Annotated in this window: 16 protein-coding genes; 5 read left to right on the top strand and 11 right to left on the bottom strand. The window is 64.4% G+C overall.

What is annotated here, in order from left to right:
* Positions 1 to 14 precede the first annotated feature (14 nt).
* The 6 genes from WDS16_RS23185 to WDS16_RS23160 all read right to left on the bottom strand — a co-directional run bounded on the left by WDS16_RS23185 (position 15) and on the right by WDS16_RS23160 (position 6,617).
* Positions 15 to 1,295 (bottom strand): MFS transporter, encoded by a 1,281-nt coding sequence (locus WDS16_RS23185; RefSeq protein ID WP_338888066.1) that lies wholly within the window; start codon positions 1,293 to 1,295, stop codon positions 15 to 17.
* A gap of 34 nt (positions 1,296 to 1,329) precedes the next feature.
* Positions 1,330 to 3,099 carry an ABC transporter permease subunit gene (locus WDS16_RS23180; protein WP_338888064.1) on the bottom strand — a complete coding sequence of 590 codons (1,770 nt, stop codon included), beginning with the start codon at positions 3,097 to 3,099 and terminating at the stop codon, positions 1,330 to 1,332.
* Between the two features lie 4 nt (positions 3,100 to 3,103).
* Positions 3,104 to 4,600, bottom strand: a complete 1,497-nt coding sequence (locus WDS16_RS23175; protein WP_338888062.1) for an ABC transporter substrate-binding protein — start codon at positions 4,598 to 4,600, stop codon at positions 3,104 to 3,106.
* Positions 4,601 to 4,614: 14 nt separating this feature from the next.
* Complete coding sequence (locus WDS16_RS23170) at positions 4,615 to 5,376, bottom strand: ABC transporter ATP-binding protein (RefSeq protein ID WP_338888060.1); 762 nt, start codon at positions 5,374 to 5,376, stop codon at positions 4,615 to 4,617.
* Positions 5,373 to 6,128 (bottom strand): ABC transporter ATP-binding protein, encoded by a 756-nt coding sequence (locus WDS16_RS23165; protein ID WP_338888059.1) that lies wholly within the window; start codon positions 6,126 to 6,128, stop codon positions 5,373 to 5,375. The genes WDS16_RS23170 and WDS16_RS23165 overlap by 4 nt, the downstream gene beginning before the upstream one ends.
* 135 nt (positions 6,129 to 6,263) lie before the next feature.
* Complete coding sequence (locus WDS16_RS23160; protein ID WP_338888058.1) at positions 6,264 to 6,617, bottom strand: metalloregulator ArsR/SmtB family transcription factor; 354 nt, start codon at positions 6,615 to 6,617, stop codon at positions 6,264 to 6,266.
* 89 nt (positions 6,618 to 6,706) lie between these two features.
* Between WDS16_RS23160 and WDS16_RS23155 the strand changes: the two genes are divergently transcribed.
* A complete protein-coding gene (locus tag WDS16_RS23155; RefSeq protein WP_422395706.1) occupies positions 6,707 to 8,689 on the top strand; it encodes a heavy metal translocating P-type ATPase in 1,983 nt (660 codons plus the stop codon).
* 30 nt (positions 8,690 to 8,719) lie between these two features.
* Here the strand turns inward: WDS16_RS23155 and WDS16_RS23150 are convergent, their stop codons facing one another.
* From WDS16_RS23150 to WDS16_RS23130, 5 genes are all read right to left on the bottom strand, one after another.
* Positions 8,720 to 10,882: a heavy metal translocating P-type ATPase gene (locus tag WDS16_RS23150; RefSeq protein WP_422395705.1), complete on the bottom strand. Its 2,163-nt coding sequence runs from the start codon at positions 10,880 to 10,882 to the stop codon at positions 8,720 to 8,722.
* Between the two features lie 44 nt (positions 10,883 to 10,926).
* A complete protein-coding gene (locus WDS16_RS23145) occupies positions 10,927 to 11,211 on the bottom strand; it encodes a DUF1490 family protein (protein ID WP_338888054.1) in 285 nt (94 codons plus the stop codon).
* A 102-nt stretch (positions 11,212 to 11,313) separates the two neighbouring features.
* Positions 11,314 to 12,051 (bottom strand): TIGR03943 family putative permease subunit, encoded by a 738-nt coding sequence (locus tag WDS16_RS23140; RefSeq protein ID WP_338888052.1) that lies wholly within the window; start codon positions 12,049 to 12,051, stop codon positions 11,314 to 11,316.
* Positions 12,048 to 13,043, bottom strand: a complete 996-nt coding sequence (locus WDS16_RS23135; protein WP_338893579.1) for a permease — start codon at positions 13,041 to 13,043, stop codon at positions 12,048 to 12,050. The genes WDS16_RS23140 and WDS16_RS23135 overlap by 4 nt, the downstream gene beginning before the upstream one ends.
* Before the next feature lie 28 nt (positions 13,044 to 13,071).
* Positions 13,072 to 13,383 (bottom strand): ArsR/SmtB family transcription factor, encoded by a 312-nt coding sequence (locus tag WDS16_RS23130; RefSeq protein WP_338888050.1) that lies wholly within the window; start codon positions 13,381 to 13,383, stop codon positions 13,072 to 13,074.
* A gap of 95 nt (positions 13,384 to 13,478) precedes the next feature.
* Between WDS16_RS23130 and WDS16_RS23125 the strand changes: the two genes are divergently transcribed.
* The 4 genes from WDS16_RS23125 to WDS16_RS23110 are packed head-to-tail and all read left to right on the top strand — an operon-like array spanning position 13,479 to position 18,883.
* The gene (locus WDS16_RS23125; protein WP_338888049.1) at positions 13,479 to 14,786 is read left to right on the top strand and encodes an MFS transporter; all 1,308 of its coding nucleotides are present in this window, start codon (positions 13,479 to 13,481) and stop codon (positions 14,784 to 14,786) included.
* Positions 14,783 to 15,370, top strand: a complete 588-nt coding sequence (locus WDS16_RS23120; RefSeq protein ID WP_338888047.1) for a GNAT family protein — start codon at positions 14,783 to 14,785, stop codon at positions 15,368 to 15,370. Before WDS16_RS23125 ends, WDS16_RS23120 begins: the two co-directional genes overlap by 4 nt.
* A gap of 56 nt (positions 15,371 to 15,426) precedes the next feature.
* Positions 15,427 to 17,802, top strand: coding sequence for a lysylphosphatidylglycerol synthase transmembrane domain-containing protein (locus WDS16_RS23115; protein WP_338888046.1), 2,376 nt, complete (start codon positions 15,427 to 15,429; stop codon positions 17,800 to 17,802).
* Between the two features lies 1 nt (position 17,803).
* Entirely contained in the window at positions 17,804 to 18,883 is a 1,080-nt protein-coding gene (locus WDS16_RS23110; protein WP_338888044.1) for a DNA alkylation repair protein, read from the top strand.

Raw genomic sequence — 18,883 nt, 5'->3', positions numbered from 1 at the left:
AAGCCGCAACGTCTTCAATTCGTCCCGCACGACGGCGTCTTGGCCAGCACGACACGTAGCCCGATCACACTGGCGACGGGGAAGGCCGATGCCACCAGCCAAGGGGTCGCGGAGCCCCAGCCTGTGTCGGGTGCAGCATCGATGACTGCACCCAGGACGACCGATCCGACGAGGACGCCGATTCCGCCGAGGGAGGCCATGAATCCGTAGTACGAGCCCAGTCGTTGTTCGGCGGCCAACCGGGGAACCAGGTCGCGTGCTTGCGGCATGGCAATCATCTGGCCGAGGGCAAGTAGTAGAACGAACACAGCCGCGGGCGCAAGGCCGACAAGACCGTTCAGTTGCAGCGGCGATGCCACAGCAACCACGACGAACGAGAGCGCCATGACCGCGAATCCAATGGGGAGAACCACTCGGGGCGAGAGGTTCCCGACGAGTCTGGTGATCGGAAGCTGCGTCGTCACGACGAACACCGCGGAGACGGCGAAGAACCAGCCGAGGACCGTCTGCGACCCCCACGCACGTTCGACCTCGAGCGGAAGCAGGAGGTACAGCTGGTTGTAGGCGACCAGTTGTGCGCTCATCGCAATCGCGAACAGCACGAACACTCGGTTGCGTATGACATCGGACCACCCTGACAGCCAAGGTTCGTCGCGGTGCTCGCCGGGTTCGTTCGGTAGCCACCGCACGTGGGCGGCAATGACCACGACGAAGATTCCGGCCGCAACCAGGCAGGCGATCCGAAAGTCGGCCAGTAGCAACAGCGATCCGACGAGTGGGCCCGTGAAGGAACCGATCTGACTGCAGACCGAGAGCAACGCGAACGTCTCGACCCGGCGAGGTCCGCCCGCACGTTCGCTCTTGCCTGCCTCGATGGCCACCGCAGATTCGACCGCCGGGGAGAACAGAGCAGCTGCCAAGCCGACGAGGACCGTCGCGGCCAGCACGCCTGCCAAGGAGTCGAACACGGCAAGGCCCACGAAGCCGACCACGCGCAACACGCATCCGACGAGTACGACCGGCTTGATGCCCCAGCGGTCGGCGAGTGTCCCGCCGACGAAGAACAATCCCTGCTGGGAGAACGTCCGGATGCCTAGTACGACGCCGACCAGCGCAGCCCCGAGTCCGAGATCGCTCGTCAGATGCACCGACAGGTACGGCAGAACCATGAAGAAGCCGACATTGAAGGTCAGCTGCGTCAGGACCAGCAGCCTGATCGTGGGCGTCGCGCGCTGCAGGTTGTCGAGAAAAGACCACCGCCACCGCGTTCTGTCCGACTCGGTACCCGCGGTCACACTGCTCTCCAAATCCATTCCAACAGTTCGAGCGTCAGTTCGACGCCGTCGCCGACGCTACAGGAACCGCTGTGTCGTCCACGGTCCGGCGGGTGCGCCCGGACGTGGCGCTGGCGAGAGATACGGCCAGCACGGCAAGAGCGATGAGCGACGCAAGCGGTGCGAGCACGACCCACGGCGCTCGCTCGACGCCTGCGACACCCTCGGAGAGGATCAGACCCCAGTCGGGGGTGGGCGGCCGCGGTCCGAGCCCGAGAAATCCGAGCGCAGCCAGAGCCAGTGCCACGCCGGGTAGACGCAACATCGCGTGCCGCATGATCACAGGTAGGACGCTAGGAACAATGGATCCGAAGAGGATTCTTGCCTCACTGGCGCCCAGTGTCGGAAGGATCGCGATATACGGACGCGACCGAGCCTCCTCCACCAACGCGGCAGTATGAGCGGCGAGCGGAGCCCACGTCACGATCAACACGGCCACGGCGGCGCCCCCGGCACTCGGACCCCAAATCGCTGCGATCAGAATGCCCGCCACCACCGGCGGGGCGGCGTTGGTGACTTCGACGAGTCCGCGGGAGACCCTGGGGATCAATCCGAACAGCACACCGATGACGAAGCAGCCGGCGGTGACAGCCAGCGAGAGGCTGACCGTCGAGATCGCGCCCTCGGACACGCGCGCGAGCAAATCGCGGCCCGAAGCGTCCGTGCCGAAGGGAAATTCAGCTGACGGTGGCGCGAACTTCTCTCGCGTCGAGTAGTACGCGTCGCGGGGGAGTCCCGCGACGACCATGACGACCAGCACCGAGGCTGCCACGATCGGGGCGATCCAGCGGCGAGGTGACGGCGCGAACACCCCCGACGGGATCGGCATAGATCCGCCGCGGAGGGCGCTGCCGAGCATCGCCCTTCTGATCAGTTCGGCGCTGATACCCAGGACCGCGCTGACCGCCAGCAGCAACAGTACGTCGATCTGCAGAGCCGGCAGGTCTTGCGACTGTGCGTCGCCGAGCGTCGTTCTACCCAATCCCGGTATAGCGAAGACCTTTTCGACGGCAACCGCGCCGCCGGTCATAGCAACCATCACGAGACCGATCTGCGAGGCAAGGCCAGGCAGTGCGCGCCGCAGGACTGCTCCGGTGATCCTCCGCCTGGTGAACCCAGCCACTGTCCACGTCGTCACCCACCCCTCGGTGAAGGTGACGGCGACTGCATCGGCGAGAAGTCGTCCGATCAGTCCACCGGCCGGCAGACCGAGCGCGAGCGCGGGCAGCACCACGTACTCGGGTCCGTTCCAGCCGTAAGCCGGGAACGACAGCCACACCGCGCCGACGATGACAAGCACTGAGGCCAAGAGGAATTCGGGCATCGAAGTCATCGCCGCAGCGGCGGCGCCACCGGTTCGACGGGGGTTGCCGCGGAGTCCGGCGCGCAGCGTCGGCAGAACGATGAGCGAGGCGACGACCAACGCGACAATCATGGCGCACGACATCAGTGTCAGCGAGACGCCGAGCGCGTCGACGGCACCGGGGAGAACAGGCCTGCCGGTATTCCATGACGTGCCGGGGTCACCCTGTATGACGCCCGTGAACCAGCCCCAGAACATACGCAGTGGACCGACGTCGAGGCCGAGATCCCTGCGGATCGCGTCCAGAGCCTCCTCGGTCGCTTCCTGCTCGGCCGACCGCGCCCGCAGAATGCTCAGTGCGGGATCACGATCGGACAACCAGGGCAACATCCCGAGGATGACGACGACACCGAGGACGGTGACGACTCGCGATGCCGTGACGATCCATGCGCCTGCTCTCATGTCGTTACTCGAACGTGGTCTGGCTGGTGATCAGAGTGCGCTCGCGTGGATCGCGCGCAGCATCGACGGTCCGCGCCGATTCACCCTGGATGACGCGTTCGTGCAGCATCGGGATCGCCGCATCCTTTTCGAGGATGAGCCGTTCCGCTTCGAGAATCGCAGTCCGACGGTCGGCACCGGGGTCAGTGGCCGACGCGGCAGCTAAAGCTGCGTCGACCTGCGGGTCGCAGAATTGTGAGATGTTGAACGAACCCTCACACGCGAAGTCGGAGTACATGTACGACACCGGGTCACCGGAGTCGAGGACGGTCGCGCGGGAGAGAATGAATGCGTCGAAACGACCTTCGAGAGCGTCTGTTTCGATGAACTGGTACTCGCGCACCACCTGCTCGACGACGAAGCCCTTGGCTTCGAGTTCCTGCTGCAGTAGGACTGCTACCTCGGGAAGCTCGGCGCGGTCGGTGAACGTGGCGAGGGTGATCCGCTTTCCATTGGCGTCACCCGCCGGCGTCTCGGTTCGCTCAGGGCGTTCGGCTGCCCACGGAAGTGCAGGTCCGAGTAAGCCGTTGGCCGCGTCGGCGCGGCCCTCGTAGACCTGCTCGACCAGGCGGTCCTTGTCGATGGATTCACGGGCCGCCGCGCGCATGGCGGGATCGGCGAAGACGCCGTTCGCAGTATTCAGATAGAGCGTGTTGGTCCGCGGCATCGGGACCTCGTGCACGAGTTCTTGGTCGACGAGCGATGCCTGGCCCACCGGAATTGCCTCCACGACGTCGGCTGTGCCGTTGCGCAGCGACGCGGCACGCGCTGTGCCATCCGGCACGAAGTCGACATCGAAGCCGGCGAGTTTCGCCTTCTCGCCCCAGTAGTCCTCGTTGCGATCCAGAGCGGCGCTGGAGGTTCCGTCGACACTGGTGAGCACGAATGGACCGGTGCCGTTGCCGATCGGACTCACGGGTCCATCTCCCTCGTACGCGACCGGCGCGAGGATTGCCAGCTGAGGGCTCGACAGCCGCTGCGGCAGGAGCGGGTCGACCAATTCAGTTGTGACAGTGACGGTATCGCTGTCCTCGGCGGCAACCGTCATCTCGACGCCGTCGAGGATGCGAGGCTTCGGGGCGGCCTGCGTCGCCGCCGTCAGGGCGGTGACCACAGCGTCCGCGTCGAGAGATGCGCCATTGTGGAACATCACGTCCGGGCGAACGTCGAAGCTCCACGTGAAATCGTCGGTGCGCTCCCAGTCGGTGGCAAGGCCCGGTTGCGCCTCGCCCAGGTCGTCGAGAGTGATCAGCGTCTCGGCGGTCGACCAGCGAGAGAGTTTGAACGCATCGTCGCTGAACTGCGAGAGGCCGGAGCGAGGCGGCTGCAGCATCGCCACTCGGGCGCGCTCACCGCTGGCATCGTCATTGCTGGCAGGCGAGGAAAAGCAGCTCGTGAGTGCGAGTACACCAACGGCGCCGACTGCGCCGAGTCGTGCAGCGCGGATCGTTCTGACGGACATGCGTTCTCCTGTGACTAGTTTGATCGCAAGCGGGGCACTGCGTCGAGCAATGCGCGCGTGTGTGGATGGGAAGGGTTGGTGAGAACGGCTGCGATAGAACCGGATTCGACGATCGAGCCGTCGCACATCACCGAGATGTCGCTACACAACCGCGCAGCAACCGAGAGGTCGTGGGAGACCACGAGCAAAGCCGTCGATGTGCGCGTGGACAGCTCGCCCAGCACGTCGAGGACTTGCTCGCGTAGGTCCAGGTCGAGCCCGCTCACTGGCTCGTCCGCCAGTAAGTATTCGGGCTCGCACGCAACTGCACGAGCGATGGCCACTCGCTGATTCTGACCACCCGACAGCTCCGAGGGCCGTCGCTGCAGAAAGCGTTCGTTCAAACCCACGGCGGCGAGGGCATTTCGAGCGAGCGCACGATGGTCGCCCTCGGAGCCGAGGAGCCGCAGTGGTGTCGCGACGAGGTCGACGACGCTCTTCCTGGGGTCGAGTGAGGTGGCCGGGTCCTGCGGGATGTACTGCACGCGTCGGCGAAACCACCTGAGCGAGCGTGCCGATCCCGGGGCGACGGGGGTGCCGTCGAGTGTGACAGTGCCCGAATCCGGCCGGTCCAGCGCCAGAAGCGTTTTCAGTAGCGTGGTCTTTCCCGAACCCGATTCCCCCACGAGAGCCATGCGTGCACCGGGAGCGATGTCGAGATCGATACCGCTCAGTGCAGTGTGGCTCTTGCGGTGCCGAAGGTAGTGCCGGGTCACACCGGATGCCACCAGGCTCATCGACTGAGGCTCTCGGATAGCGCGCGCAACGGGTCGGCGGCATGAGCGCGGGCTACGAGTGCTTTCGTCAGTTCGGCTGTCGGACGCTCGACGATGTCGGCGGTCACGCCCTGTTCGACGATGCGTCCGCGTTCCATGACGATCAGCCGATCGCACAGCTGCGATGCGACCGCTACATCGTGGGTGATGAAGAGCATGGCGCCGTCGACTGCCTTCAAGGCGTCGAGCACCCGTGCCTGCGTAACGACGTCGAGGGCTGTGGTCGGCTCGTCGGCGACCAGCAGCGGGCTGCGGCACGCGATGGCCAGTGCGATACAGACGCGTTGACGTTGCCCACCCGACAGCTCGAGCGGGTGCGAGCCGAGTATGCAGCCTGGCTCGCGGAACCCGACCTGCTCGAGTAGATCCGCGACGTCGGACTTCGACGACCGAGCAGGCGCGCTGAGCTGCGCGCCGACGGTGACCATCGGATTCAGCGCTGTCGCAGAGTCCTGAAAAACCATGGCGGGCCGCGCGGCGCGGTGGCGGCGCGGCGTTGCAATCCCCGCGACATCGTGACCGTTGATGGTGATGCCGCCGGTGGAGGTGATGCCCGGGGGCAGATGCCCGATGATCGCCGACGCGGTCAGCGATTTGCCCGAGCCCGACGCACCGAGAAGACCGACGCGCTGACCGGCGGCGATCTCGAACGAGACTTCGTCGACGATGCGGGTTCGGCCTGCGTCGACACACAACTGATCGACGACGAGCAAGGGGGCTCCCGGACTTGATAGTGCGACGACTAATGGCAGTGATTTCGACAATCGTTGTCGAACAGACTGTAAAGGGGTTGTTTTGTGAACACAAATCAGACCCCGCAACGGCGCCGGTCAGACCAGCGCTACTCCTCACGCCGAGTCGACGTCAGCTGACAATCCGAGGTGTTCGATGTGATAGACCGCTTCGTCGAGCAGAAGTGCGACGTGGTTGTCGTAGAGCCGGTAGATGACGCTTCGGCCCGATCGAGCGCCGGTGACCAAACCCATCGCCCGCAACAGTCGAAGCTGGTGCGAGACTGCGGATTGCTCCATCTCCACCGCGGCTGCGAGGTCGTTGACCCCACTCGGACCCTGCCGTAGCTGGGTAAGAATGCGCAAGCGACTCGGTGTGGCCAGCGCCTGAAGCGTGGCAGCCACCGTTGCTGCAGATTCGGCGTCCAGTTGCGCGGGCGGAGCGCTCCGCCCTTCGACCCCGTGACCCATGTGACAACTATAGTTTATGTACACATGTAAAGGTCTTCATGTAATCCTGTATCTTGGCCAGAACCACCTATCTCCACGGAAAGTGCCCCATGACCATCAACACCACGTCCGCTGACACAAGATCCGGGCCCAGAGAACAGCGAGCCGCACTCGGCGTCACCCGGGCCTCTCTGCTGGCAGTCACCGAGGTCAGATGGGCGCTCGCGGCCTCAGCACTGTTCCTGGCCGGCCTCGCCGCGCAATTGTCGGGCGCGCCGGTGTGGCTGTTCTGGGCGCTGTATCTGGCCTGCTACGCAGTCGGCGGATGGCAATCGGCACTCGAAGGTCTGCAGGCGCTCAGGAAGAAGACCCTCGACGTCGACCTGCTGATGATCGTTGCTGCGATCGGTGCCGCAGCGATCGGCCAGATCTTCGACGGCGCATTGTTGATCGTAATCTTCGCCACCTCAGGCGCCCTGGAAGCTGTGCTGACCAAGCGCACCGCGGATTCGATCCGGGGTCTGCTCGATCTCGCACCCGAGACTGCCACGACAATCGACACCAGCGGTGAGGAGCGTCAGGTCGATGCTGCCGATCTCCGCATCGAGGACATCGTCGTCGTCCGGCCAGGTGAGCGCATTCCTGGCGACGGCGTCATCGTCGACGGCAACTCCGACATCGACCAATCCTCCATCACCGGCGAGTCGATCCCGGTGTTCAAGGCTGTCGGCGACGACGTCTTCGCCGGCACCATCAACGGCACCGGCTCGGTACGTGTCCGCATCGACGTCGACCCCTCCGAGACGGTGGTTGCCCGGATCGTGGCGATGGTCGAACGTGCATCGGAGACCAAAGCGAAAAAACAACTGTTCATCGAGAAGGTCGAGCAGTACTACTCATCCGGCGTCGTGGTCGCTACTGCAGGGGTGTTCGCGATACCGATGCTGTTCGGCACTGATCTGCAGTCCGCTCTGCTGCGCGCGATGACGTTCATGATCGTCGCGTCACCGTGCGCGGTCGTTCTCGCCACGATGCCGCCGCTACTCGCTGCGATGGCCACCGCCGGCCGCCACGGCATCCTGATCAAGTCCGCTGTAGTGCTGGAACAGCTCCGTCTGACCGATCTTGTCGCGTTCGACAAGACTGGCACGCTCACCGAAGGAACACCCCGGGTCGATCGCGTCGACACGGTCACCGAGTTGAGCCAGGACGAGGTTCTTCGCATCGCCGCTGCGGTGGAGACGGGGAGCGAGCACCCGATCGGTGCGGCGATCGTCGACCACGCCCGCATCCGCGGAATTTCGGTGCCGGTTGCCTCGGGATTCGAGTCGACACCGGGCGCCGGTGTGAGCGCATACATCGACGGTCGCGCAATTGCGGTGACAAAACCCGGTGTCTCCGAATTGAACTCGACGACCCAGCAAATTGCCGACGAATACGAAGCGGCGGGCATGACGGTAGTCCTCGTCTGGGTCGAGCACCGACCCGTCGGCGTCATCGGCTTGGTGGATACAGTCCGACCCGGCGCACGGTCGGCCGTCGCCGATATCGAACGCATCACCGGAAATCCCACTGTCCTTCTCACCGGCGACAACCGCTCGGCCGCACAGGACGCAGCCAAGCGGACCGGAATTGTCGACGTTCGGGCAGGACTGCTACCGGACGGCAAAGCCAACGCTGTGAACGAACTACAAGCACTCGGCTCTCTACGATGGGAAGGCCAACCACACCGCGTGCTCGTAGTGGGCGACGGAGTCAACGACGCCCCAGCCCTCGCAGCAGCCGACATCGGTGTCGCAATGGGACGCACGGGCTCCGACCTCACCCTCGACACCGCAGACGCAGTGCTTGTACGCGACGACCTCGGAGCACTGGCGTCGGTCATCGACCTCTCGCGTCGAGCACATCGAATTGTGGTCGCCAACCTCGTCATCGCTGCGACGTTCATCGTCGTCCTCGTGGCGTGGGACCTGATCGGCACTCTGCCCCTGCCCATCGGCGTCGCAGGACACGAAACCTCGACTGTCATCGTCGCTCTCAACGGGATGCGTCTGCTTTCCTCCCGCGCCTGGCGGATGCACGGCGCCGTCTAGTCCGGTACTGTCCGGACCGGCCCAGACCGGTCAGAGGCGGTACCGGATCAGACGTGAACTGTTACCGACCACCGCAACCGAGGACGCGTTGTGCAGGATCGCAGCCAACACCGGCGACAGCGCACCGCCCGCACTGACGAGCAGTCCAACCGCGTTCACTGCGATCGACATTCCGTAGTTCTGCCGGATCACCGACACCGAGTGCCGCCCGAGGTCGCGGACATCGAGCAGGCGTTCGAGATCATCGCTCGCGAGCGCGACATCTGCCGTCTCGACAGCGACATCGGTGCCGGCAAGACCCATCGCGATACCGATGTCCGCCACCGCAAGGGCCGGTGCATCGTTGGTTCCATCGCCGACCATCGCAACGACGTATCCCGCCGACTGCAGTTCACGCACGGCTTCGAGCTTGCCGTCCGGCATCACCTCGGCCCGCCACTCCTCGATCCCGAGCTCGGCGGCCACCGCGGCAGCGGTCTCGGGATGATCCCCGGTGAGCATGACGATCCGTTCGACACCATCGGCACGCAACGCCTCCAGTACCGCCAAAGCGTTGGACCGCACCTCGTCCCGCAGACTGATCAACCCGACAAGAACCCCATCGACCGCCAGCAACAATGGCGTTTCCGCTTCACGTTGCAGCCGCGAGACCCACTCCGCCGCCTTCTCCGACACCTCGACTTGCTCACTCCGTAGCAGCGATGGGCTGCCCAGCAGCAGCGTCCGTCCATCAGCAACAGTCCGCATCCCCAGACCGACGAGAACCTCACACTCCTCGTGCGGGGGAATGGTGATGTGTCGTGCCTCGGTACTGCGAATCACAGCTTCGGCCAACGGATGCCGTGAGTGAATCTCCGAGCTCGCCGCATACGCGAGCACTTGCTCTGGCTCCCAATCATCCTGGAAAGAAACGACATTGGTGACCACCGGACGCCCGACGGTCAACGTGCCAGTCTTGTCGAAGACGAATGCATCGACCCGCCCTGCCTGCTCGAGGTGCGAACCGCCCTTGATGAGAATGCCCCGGCGCGCACCGTTTCCGATGGCAGCACTGATAGCGGTCGGTGTCGACAGACCCACCGCGCACGGGCATGCAACCAGCAGCATCGTCATGGCCCGCCGGACATCACGAGTGACCACGAGCGTCAGCGCCGACAGAATGAACGACGCGGGCACGAAACGACGTGAAAAGTTCTCGCCGACCGTCTGAATCGGTGCGCGGTCTTCCTGCGCCTCCTCGACGCGGGAAATGATGCGCCCGATGGTGGTGTCACGACCGACCGCGGATGCCCGGACGACGATGCGGCCGCGGACCACCACCGAACCGGCGTGAATACGGTCACCGGCAACGATGGAAACGGGGAGTGTTTCACCGGTGATCGCGGACTGGTCGACCACGGCATCACCGTCGACGACTGTTCCATCGACGGGAACCCCGACGTGATCGTGCACGACAACCTCGTCGCCGATCTCGAGACGATCGATGTCCACCGAGATCTCGGACCCGTCGGGCAGCCGAATCCACGCGGTGTCCTGGGTCCCGGTGAGCAGATCGGAAATCGCGCGGCGAGTGCGTTTGAGCGTCAACTCCTGCAAGTACTCGCCAATGTTGAGCAGCCACAACACTGTCAGAGCCACAACGTTCTCACGGAGAACGAGAGATGCCACGGTTGCTGCACTGACAAGGGCATCGGTACCTGCGGAACGGTTTCCGGCCAACGAACGCAGTGCGCCTCGAAGGAAGGGATAACCGGTGAAAATGGTGGCTCCGGTGGCGACGACGCGGCTGGTCGGTCCCAGAATGGGGGGTCGCCGGAATGCGTAGCGGCGCAAGCCCAGTAAGACAAGCGCAGCGCCGCCTATGGTCATGCGCAACACGTCGCCGTTGGTGACGTCGGCGGAACGAGGGCTCCGCGTGGGCACAAGAGCCCAGTCCGTGGCACGGCCGGCATTCACCGCGTCGTACAGCTCTGCGCGGTTCAAGCGGGTGCGCGAGTACCAGACGACGACGGACGCCGTCCGCGGATATACGTGTACGGCACGCACTCCGCGGATCTTGTCCACGTGATCTTCGACAGCCACTGCGCGACCGGGGCTCGATCTGAGCCAATCGACGCGCAACCGGATACGTCCGGCGCCATCGGAGAGGATCTCGAACCCGTCCGGCAGGGCCACCTGCTCCGGAGAAGGCACGTCACTCACGGTCAGCGTCGTCATATCGGTGCGAACGCCCGAGCTCAGTGTGAGTGTCCGTGGCCGGTCTCGGACACGACCGGCGGGGGTACCTCTTCACCCAGTCGATCGCGCGCTTCGGCTACGACGTCGGATACCGCAAGACGTGCCGATTCTGCGTGCACTTCGGCTTTCCGTGCTGCACGCAGACCGACCTCGGTCGCGGAGACAGCAACCTTGCGAACGGGAGCATTGTCGTACAACTTCTTGGCCCCGTTGTACGCAGCGACGCCGACAGCACCTGTCACCACCGTCGATACCACCTTCGCAACAATGATCGGAAACGCCATGGTCATCACTCCTCGGAAAATCGGGCACTACCTCATTGGGTCTTTGCGACAACTGTATTCGTCGGTGCACTAGTTGGGGGCATCGACCGTGCACGTGCGAGATCAGTACGCGTACGTGTTGGCCGGGGCAGGGATACGCACTACGTCCGTGACCGTGAGGGTCGGTGTGTAGTTGGTTTCGGCGTCGGCTGAGCCTGGCAACACCACCCCAGTGACCGAGAGCCAGGTCCCGTCGGGGATGCTGCCAAAATTCCCGCCGAGATTGCCGCCGAGGTGGACCCGGATGGTGCGAGCGTCGGCGGCACAACAAATGATCAGCACCCGGGCCAGGTCGAAGTCAGCATTGTCAGCATTGTCACTCGTCGCGACCAGGAAGCCGGTGGTGGTGATCTCGCGGCCGTCGAGACTGCCGGTCGAATCGCGGGCTGCCCGTCCGATGAGATCGAGGAGCGATAGTTCCGGTGCGGCGCCGTCCGGGAGTGGCGGAAACGCCGACTTCTCCGGCGCTGCCATTGTTTGCTGCGCCGTCGATGGCCCAACCGATGAAACCCCGATCGCGGGCGGCGCCACGAACAGGATCACCGCTGCCGGCACCAACAGCATCCAATAAGGCCTGGTGCTGTGCCGGTGCCCGTCTGCATGTCCGTCATCGGCGGCCTGTCCACGACGCACATCAGCGGCGATCGCGGCCACCGCCAGAACGACGATGACCAGGGCCGAGGCCAACAGATACGGCAGGAGACCAGGTTTGACGTAGCGAACGTAGCTGCCGTCGGCGGCGATCTTGATCAGCGTCCCACCGACCAGCAGAAGCAGAACGTTGGCGGTTTCGCGGTTCACCGGATACCGCCGAGCACGAGATAACCGGCGGCACACGCACACACGATCGCGACGACGAAGGTGAGCGGGGCGAACCGGGCCGCGAAGCCCCGGCCGAAACTGCCCGCTTGCATGGCGATGAGCTTGACGTCCACCGCGGGCCCGACCACCAGAAACACAAGTCGCGGCAGCAATGGCAGCATCGAGATACTCGCCGCTACGAAAGCGTCGGCCTCCGAGCACAACGCCAGAACCAACGCCAGAAGCGCCATAACGAGGATGGCAAGGAGCATCTGTCCAGCAAGGTGTTCATAGATCCACGGCGGCACCACCACGTGCAGCGCCGCCGCGGCAGCGGCTCCGAGGACCAGGTACGACCCGGCCTGCAACAGATCGTGACGAGCGGACTCGGTGAACACCGTCCATCGGGAACCGTCCGGGTTGGAATCGTGGTTGCTCAATCGGGCAGTGATCCACTCGGTCCGCCCGAACCGGGACCAGAGCAAACCCATGACCCACGCAGTCGCGAGCGAGCCGACCAGCCGAGCCACGACCATCCTCGGCTCACCGGGAAAGGCAACGGCGGTGGAGACCAGGACAACGGGGTTGATCGCCGGAGCGGACAGCAGAAACGTGACCGCCACAGCGCTCGGCGCGCCCTGATCCATCAGTCGCCGCGCAACCGGCACGGCCCCACATTCACACCCCGGCAGAGCCGCCCCCGCCAGACCAGCCACACCGACCGCTACCGATTCGCGCTTAGGCAGTACTGCACGCAACACCCGCGGAGACACGAACGCCGCGATCGCCCCGCTGATCAGAACGCCGAGCACCAGAAACGGTGTCGCCTGTACGAACACCCCGGTGAAGACGGTCGCGGCGGTCTGGAGAGCCGGACTGGCGTTGACCAGCTCGACCAACGGCTGCTGAAACAGCATCGCCGCCACCAACACGGCCCCGAACATGTGCATCGACGTGAGTCGACGTCGGATCACAGCGGGCACGCCGACCATCATGCCTGCCGTGCGGACGATGCTGCACTCAGCTCTCGTTCGCGATCAAATCGAGCAGACCGGGGAATCGTTCGTTCAACTCGGGCCGGCGCAAGGTCACCTTTCGACTGTTACCACGGTCGACCTGGAACACCAATCCGGCTTCGCGGAGTACCCGAAAATGGTGTGTCAAAGTCGATTTCGTCACTCCTAGTTCGAAAGACATACATGTACGCTCGGCGCCGTCGTCGTCGCCGACGAGTTCCGTGATGACCCTTCTGCGCAGCGGATCGGCCAATGCAGCCATCACTTTGCCGAGCTCCATCTCCGACACCTCGGGGTGCCCGTTCTCGTCTGCCACTTCACTCCGTCCCGCACTCCACAGAGGTACGACTTGCATCGTACCTCTATTTCTGCTGTTCTAGATACGACATTCATCGTACCTAGGGGGACTCGATGCGCTCCAGCAACACCCTGCCCGTAGTTCTCGTGGCACAGTTCGTGATCCCGATGTCGATAGCGGGCACTGCCATAGCGCTGCCACAGATCGCCGCCGACCTGGGCGAGAGCCCCGGCCCGCTGCAGTGGGTCGTCAATGGCTTCAACCTTGCGTTCGCCCTGTTCACAATCGTGTGGGGCGCTGTCTCCGACCGCATCGGCCACAAGATCTCGTTCCGTATCGGTATCGCGGTAACCGGTCTCGCCGGAGTTGCCAGCGCGCTCGCGCCGAACATGCTCTTCCTCGACGGCGCGCGCGTTCTCGCAGGAATCGGCGCCGCCGCGGTCCTCGTCGGATCGACCTCGATCCTGTCCAATACCTACTCGGGCGCTGCACGGGCCAGGGCTTTCGCGGCCTTCGGGACGGTCAACGGCCTCGGACTGGCACTCGGACCGACGATCGCGGGACTACTCGTCGGCGCAATCGGTTGGCTCGGAGTCTTTCTCGCGCAAGCGCTGATACTCGCATGCGCATTCCTCGGGTCACTGACATTGCCCCAACACAAACAACCGCGAGATGAAGCAGCCAACACCGGCGTATCCGCTCTCCTCGACCTCACCCTGCTACGAAACAGGAAGTTCCTCGGGCTCTGCTTGGTGCCAGTCGCGGGCGCGATCGGATTCGTGACTCTGCTGACCTACCTGCCGAACGCGCTGAGTGGCATCGCATCCATGGATCCCACCTCGGCGGGCTTGTTGATGTTGGCCATGACGACACCGGTACTCCTCGCCCCTGCCGTGGTCGCCAAGCTCGTCACGTCCGGGCGAACGACCCCTACGACGGTCGTCTACTTCAGTCTTGCCGCGCTCGTCGTCGGCGACCTCGGCATGCTTGCGCTGACCCCCGCAAGCTCCCTGTGGTTGATCGTCATCCCGATGGCACTCGTAGGAATCGGATTCGGACTCCCCATCGGGCTCGTCGACGGGGAGGCGCTCGCGGCAGTTCCGGCGCACAGCAGCGGCACCGCCGCAGGCGTTCTCAACCTCTTCCGCATCGGCAGCGAAGCGGTTCTCGTCGCCGGCTACGCATGGCTGCTGACATATCTCGTCACGACTCGCATGCCCGCCGACCCGGACGCCGAGGCCACTGCAGCCGGCATCGCCGGACATCCACATCAATACGCCGACGCGTTCCACAGCGTCGTCGGGATCCTGGCGACGCTCGTGGCCGTGACCGCGGCCGCCATCGTGTTGCTGATGCGTGCGGACGACAGAGCCCACAGCCCAGCTGTAGCGGCCAACACTGACGTATCGTCACCGACGTGACCTTTCTGCAGCCGGTGACCCTGGCCAACGACGTCGTGACGCTGGAACCGCTGAGCCACGACCACCTCGAAGGATTGTGCGACGCCGCCCGCGACGGTGAGCTGTGGAACCTCTGGTACACGTCCGTACCTCGCCCCGAGAACATGGCCGCCGAGATCGACCGGCGGCTCGGCCTTCTACACGCGCAATCGATGTTGCCGTTCACCGTTCGACGGAACGACACCGGGCAGATCATCGGTATGACCACGTACATGAACGCAGATGCGGCACACCGTCGCGTCGAGATCGGTTCGACCTGGAATGCAACTTCGGCGCATCGCAGCGGCACCAATACCGCCAGCAAATTGTTACTGCTGACCCACGCGTTCGAGCAATTACAGTGCATTGCAGTCGAATTCCGTACGCACTGGATGAACATGCAGTCCCGGACGGCAATTGCGCACCTCGGCGCGAAACAGGATGGGATCCTACGCAATCACCAACGCATGCCCGACGGTTCCTTGCGCGACACCGTCGTGTTCTCCATCATCGAATCCGAATGGCCCGCGGTGCGGAACGAGTTGAACAGACGCCTGAAGCGGTAGGTTGACCCTTGCGCGTCGATCGGCGCAAGTAGGAACAACCGAAAGAACGACACATCATGCGAGTCGACGGGCGAGACATTCCGGTCACGGGACGTCTGCTGCAGCCGCTCGTGCGGCGCACGAGCGACATCCTGCGTGTCGTTTCGTCCGCACTCCTCCTCTCAGCCGTTATCGCTGGTTCGCTCGTCACGCGCAACCAGTGGGACGCGCTCGAGACCTCGGTCTCGAACATCGTCGGAGTACTCAGCCCGGACCAGTCCAATCTCGTCTACCTCCTGTACGGCATCGCGATACTGGCTCTGCCGTTCGGCATCCTCATCGGGCTCATCGCGGGGCGTCAGTGGAAACTGCTGGCGGGCTACGCTGCCGCCGGCCTCATTGCAGGCCTCGCCCTCTCGATCACCGGAACCGGCATTTCGACGCCCGAATGGCACCTCGACGTGCCGGACAGACTCGACACATTCCTGTCTCAGTTCCTCGACGATTCCCGTTGGATCGCGATGCTCGCCGCCGTGCTGACGGTCTCGGGGCCTTGGCTACCTGCCCGCTGGCGTCGCGTGTGGTGGTTCCTCCTGCTGGCGTTCGTTCCGATCCATCTGTTCGTCAGTACCGTCGTCCCCGCTCGATCGTTGCTCGGGCTGTCGGTGGGCTGGTGTGTGGGCGCGTTGATCGTGCTCGTCGTCGGCACCCCGGCGCTCGAGGTCCCGCTCGACGCTGCCGTGCGGCTGCTGGCCAAGCGCGGCCACACCGTCACCTCGTTCCACGTACTCAAGCCCGCGGGCCCTGGACCGTTGGTGCTGTCCGCGAAGGCCGAAGGACCCGAGCCCGAGGTCATCGTCGAGATGTACGGACAGAACCAGCGCAGCGGCGGCGCTCTACGACAGGTGTGGCGTTGGCTCTCGTTCCGCAACAGTGAAAGTGCCCCGCTGCATGCGTCGATGCGCCGAGCCGTCGAGCATCGGGCGCTGATGGGTATTGCGATAGGTGACCTCGGTGTTGCGAGCAGCAGACCACTTGCCGTGTCCGCGCTCGAGCGAGGGTGGGCACTGTTCGCACACACCGCGCCTCGCGGAACAGCGGTCGACGAATCGACACCGGATTCCCTGGCCACCAGCATCTGGAACGGACTTCAGACGCTGCACGGTTACCAGATCTCCCACGGTGATCTGCGCAGCGCCGAATTGCGCAACGACGACGGCAAGGCCCTGTTCGGCGGCTTCTCCAACGCCGAACTCGGTGCGTCGGACGCCCAGATGCAATCGGATGTCGCACAGCTGTTGCTCTCCACTTCGGCACTGTTCGGGAAGGAACGCGCCGTCCGCATCGCGATCGACACCCTCGGCGAGGACACCGTGATCACCGCTGCCGGACGACTGACCACGACGGCGATTCCGACGCGTGTGCTGGCGTCGGTGCCCGACGGCAAGGTCGTCATGAAGGCGGTCCGCGAGGAGGTCGTGACTCAGACCGGCACCGAGAAGATCGAGATCGAACAGGTCACTCGATTCACCCGCAACCAGATCATCCAGCTCGTGCTGCTGATCGGTCTCGTCTACGTGGCGTATCCGTTCATCAGTGCGGTGCCGACATTCGTGACGGAGTTGCAGACCGCCAACTGGTGGTGGGCACTCCTCGGTCTCGCGGTCTCGGCGTTGACCTACATCGGCGCCGCTGCTGCGTTGTGGGCGTGCGCCTCAGGTTTGGTGAGCTTCCGCAATCTGACGATCATGCAGGTGGCCAACACGTTTGCCGCGACGACGACGCCTGCCGGGGTCGGCGGCCTCGCCCTCAGCGTCCGATTCCTGCAGAAGGGCGGCGTCGGTGCCGTACGTGCGACCGCCGCTGTAGCGCTGCAACAGTCGGTCCAGGTGATCACCCATCTCAGCCTGTTGATCTTCTTCTCCATCGTGGCGGGCACCTCGGCGGATCTCGGCCATTTCGTACCCGACCCGACGGTGCTGTATCTCATCGCGGGTGTCGCGCTCGGCATAGTGGGAACCTTCATGTTCGTGCCGACGCTTCGCCACTGGTTGCGCAATGCCGTGCGACCTCAACTCAAGGAGGTCTTCGCTGAGCTCGGCGATCTCGCGAAAGACCCCATACGATCTGCGATCATCGTTCTCGGCTGCGCAGCAACCACTCTCGGCGCTGCGCTAGCGCTGTGGGCCAGCATCGAAGCATTCGGCGGTGGCACCACGTTCGTGACGGTCACCGTCGTCACGATGATCGGTGGAACGCTCGCGTCCGCAGCTCCGACCCCGGGCGGCGTCGGAGCCGTCGAAGCCGCTTTGATCGGTGGACTCGCCGCGTTCGGTCTACCCGCGAGCATCGCAGTGCCGTCGGTGTTGCTCTACCGCGTGCTCACCTGCTGGTTGCCGGTGTTCTGTGGATGGCCCATACTGCGCTGGCTCACCAAGAAGGACATGGTCTGACGTGCCTACTGCGGATGAACTTCTCGGCCCCTCGGTCGTCGACGACTTGGTCGCATGTTTCGGCGGCACGATGCCCGAGACTGCTTCTACCGCTGCAGAGTTCATGGGTCTGAGCCTGAGCGGTCGAACCCGATTGGTTCGCGATGCACTACTGCGCGAGCTTCCGCCGACGTACGCGCAGTTCGAGAAGAAGATCCGGACGGCACTGCGCAAGAAGAGTTTCACCGGCTGGATGATCTGGCCCGTCAGCGAAGCCCTTGCAGTACGGGCCACAGCCCAGGGAACGGCCGAATTCGATTCGGGGCTCGCGCTTCTCGCCGAGCTCACCTCGCGCTTGACCGGTGAGTTCGCGATCCGTACGTTCCTGGACGCCGACTTGGATCGCACCCTCCGCACAGCCCTCGAATGGACGACGCACGAGGATGAGCACGTTCGACGGCTCGCGTCCGAGGGGACCCGCCCGTTCCTGCCGTGGGCCAGACGGGTCACGGCTCTCACCGCTCGACCCGACGCCACCACCGACATCCTCGATGCGCTCTACCGTGACGAATCCGAGTATGTTCGCCGATCCGTCGCCAATCACCTCAACGATCTGAGCCGAACCGACCCTGAGCACGTCGTCGAACAGGCCCGAAAATGGTCCTCTGCGCCGGACGCGAACACACCGAAGCTCGTCAGGCATGCCCTGAGGACGTTGATCAAGAACGGTGACCAGGGCGCCCTGTCGTTGCTCGGTTTCACAGCACCCGTCGGCGTCGTCGCCACGACGCCGACGATGTCTCCACAGCGGGTGGCAATGGGCGGGAGCACGACGTTCACGTTCGAACTCGCGAACACCACCGCATTGCCGCTGCCCGTCGCGGTCGACTACGTCATCCACCACGTCCGCGCCAACGGCACTCGAAGCCCCAAGGTGTTCAAGCTGACGACGAGGACACTCGAGCCGGGCGCGCGGGAGACCCTCACGCGTACACATTCGTTCCGGCCCATTACAACTCGGCGCTACTACCCGGGTGAGCACGCCTTGGAGATCCAGGTGAACGGCATGAGGCTAGCGGACACCGTTTTCTTTCTTCAGTGA

Origin of the sequence: Rhodococcus sovatensis, assembly GCF_037327425.1 — a bacterium.
Taxonomy (GTDB): domain Bacteria; phylum Actinomycetota; class Actinomycetes; order Mycobacteriales; family Mycobacteriaceae; genus Rhodococcoides; species Rhodococcoides sovatense.
This window is presented reverse-complemented; position numbering and strand designations above follow the sequence as displayed.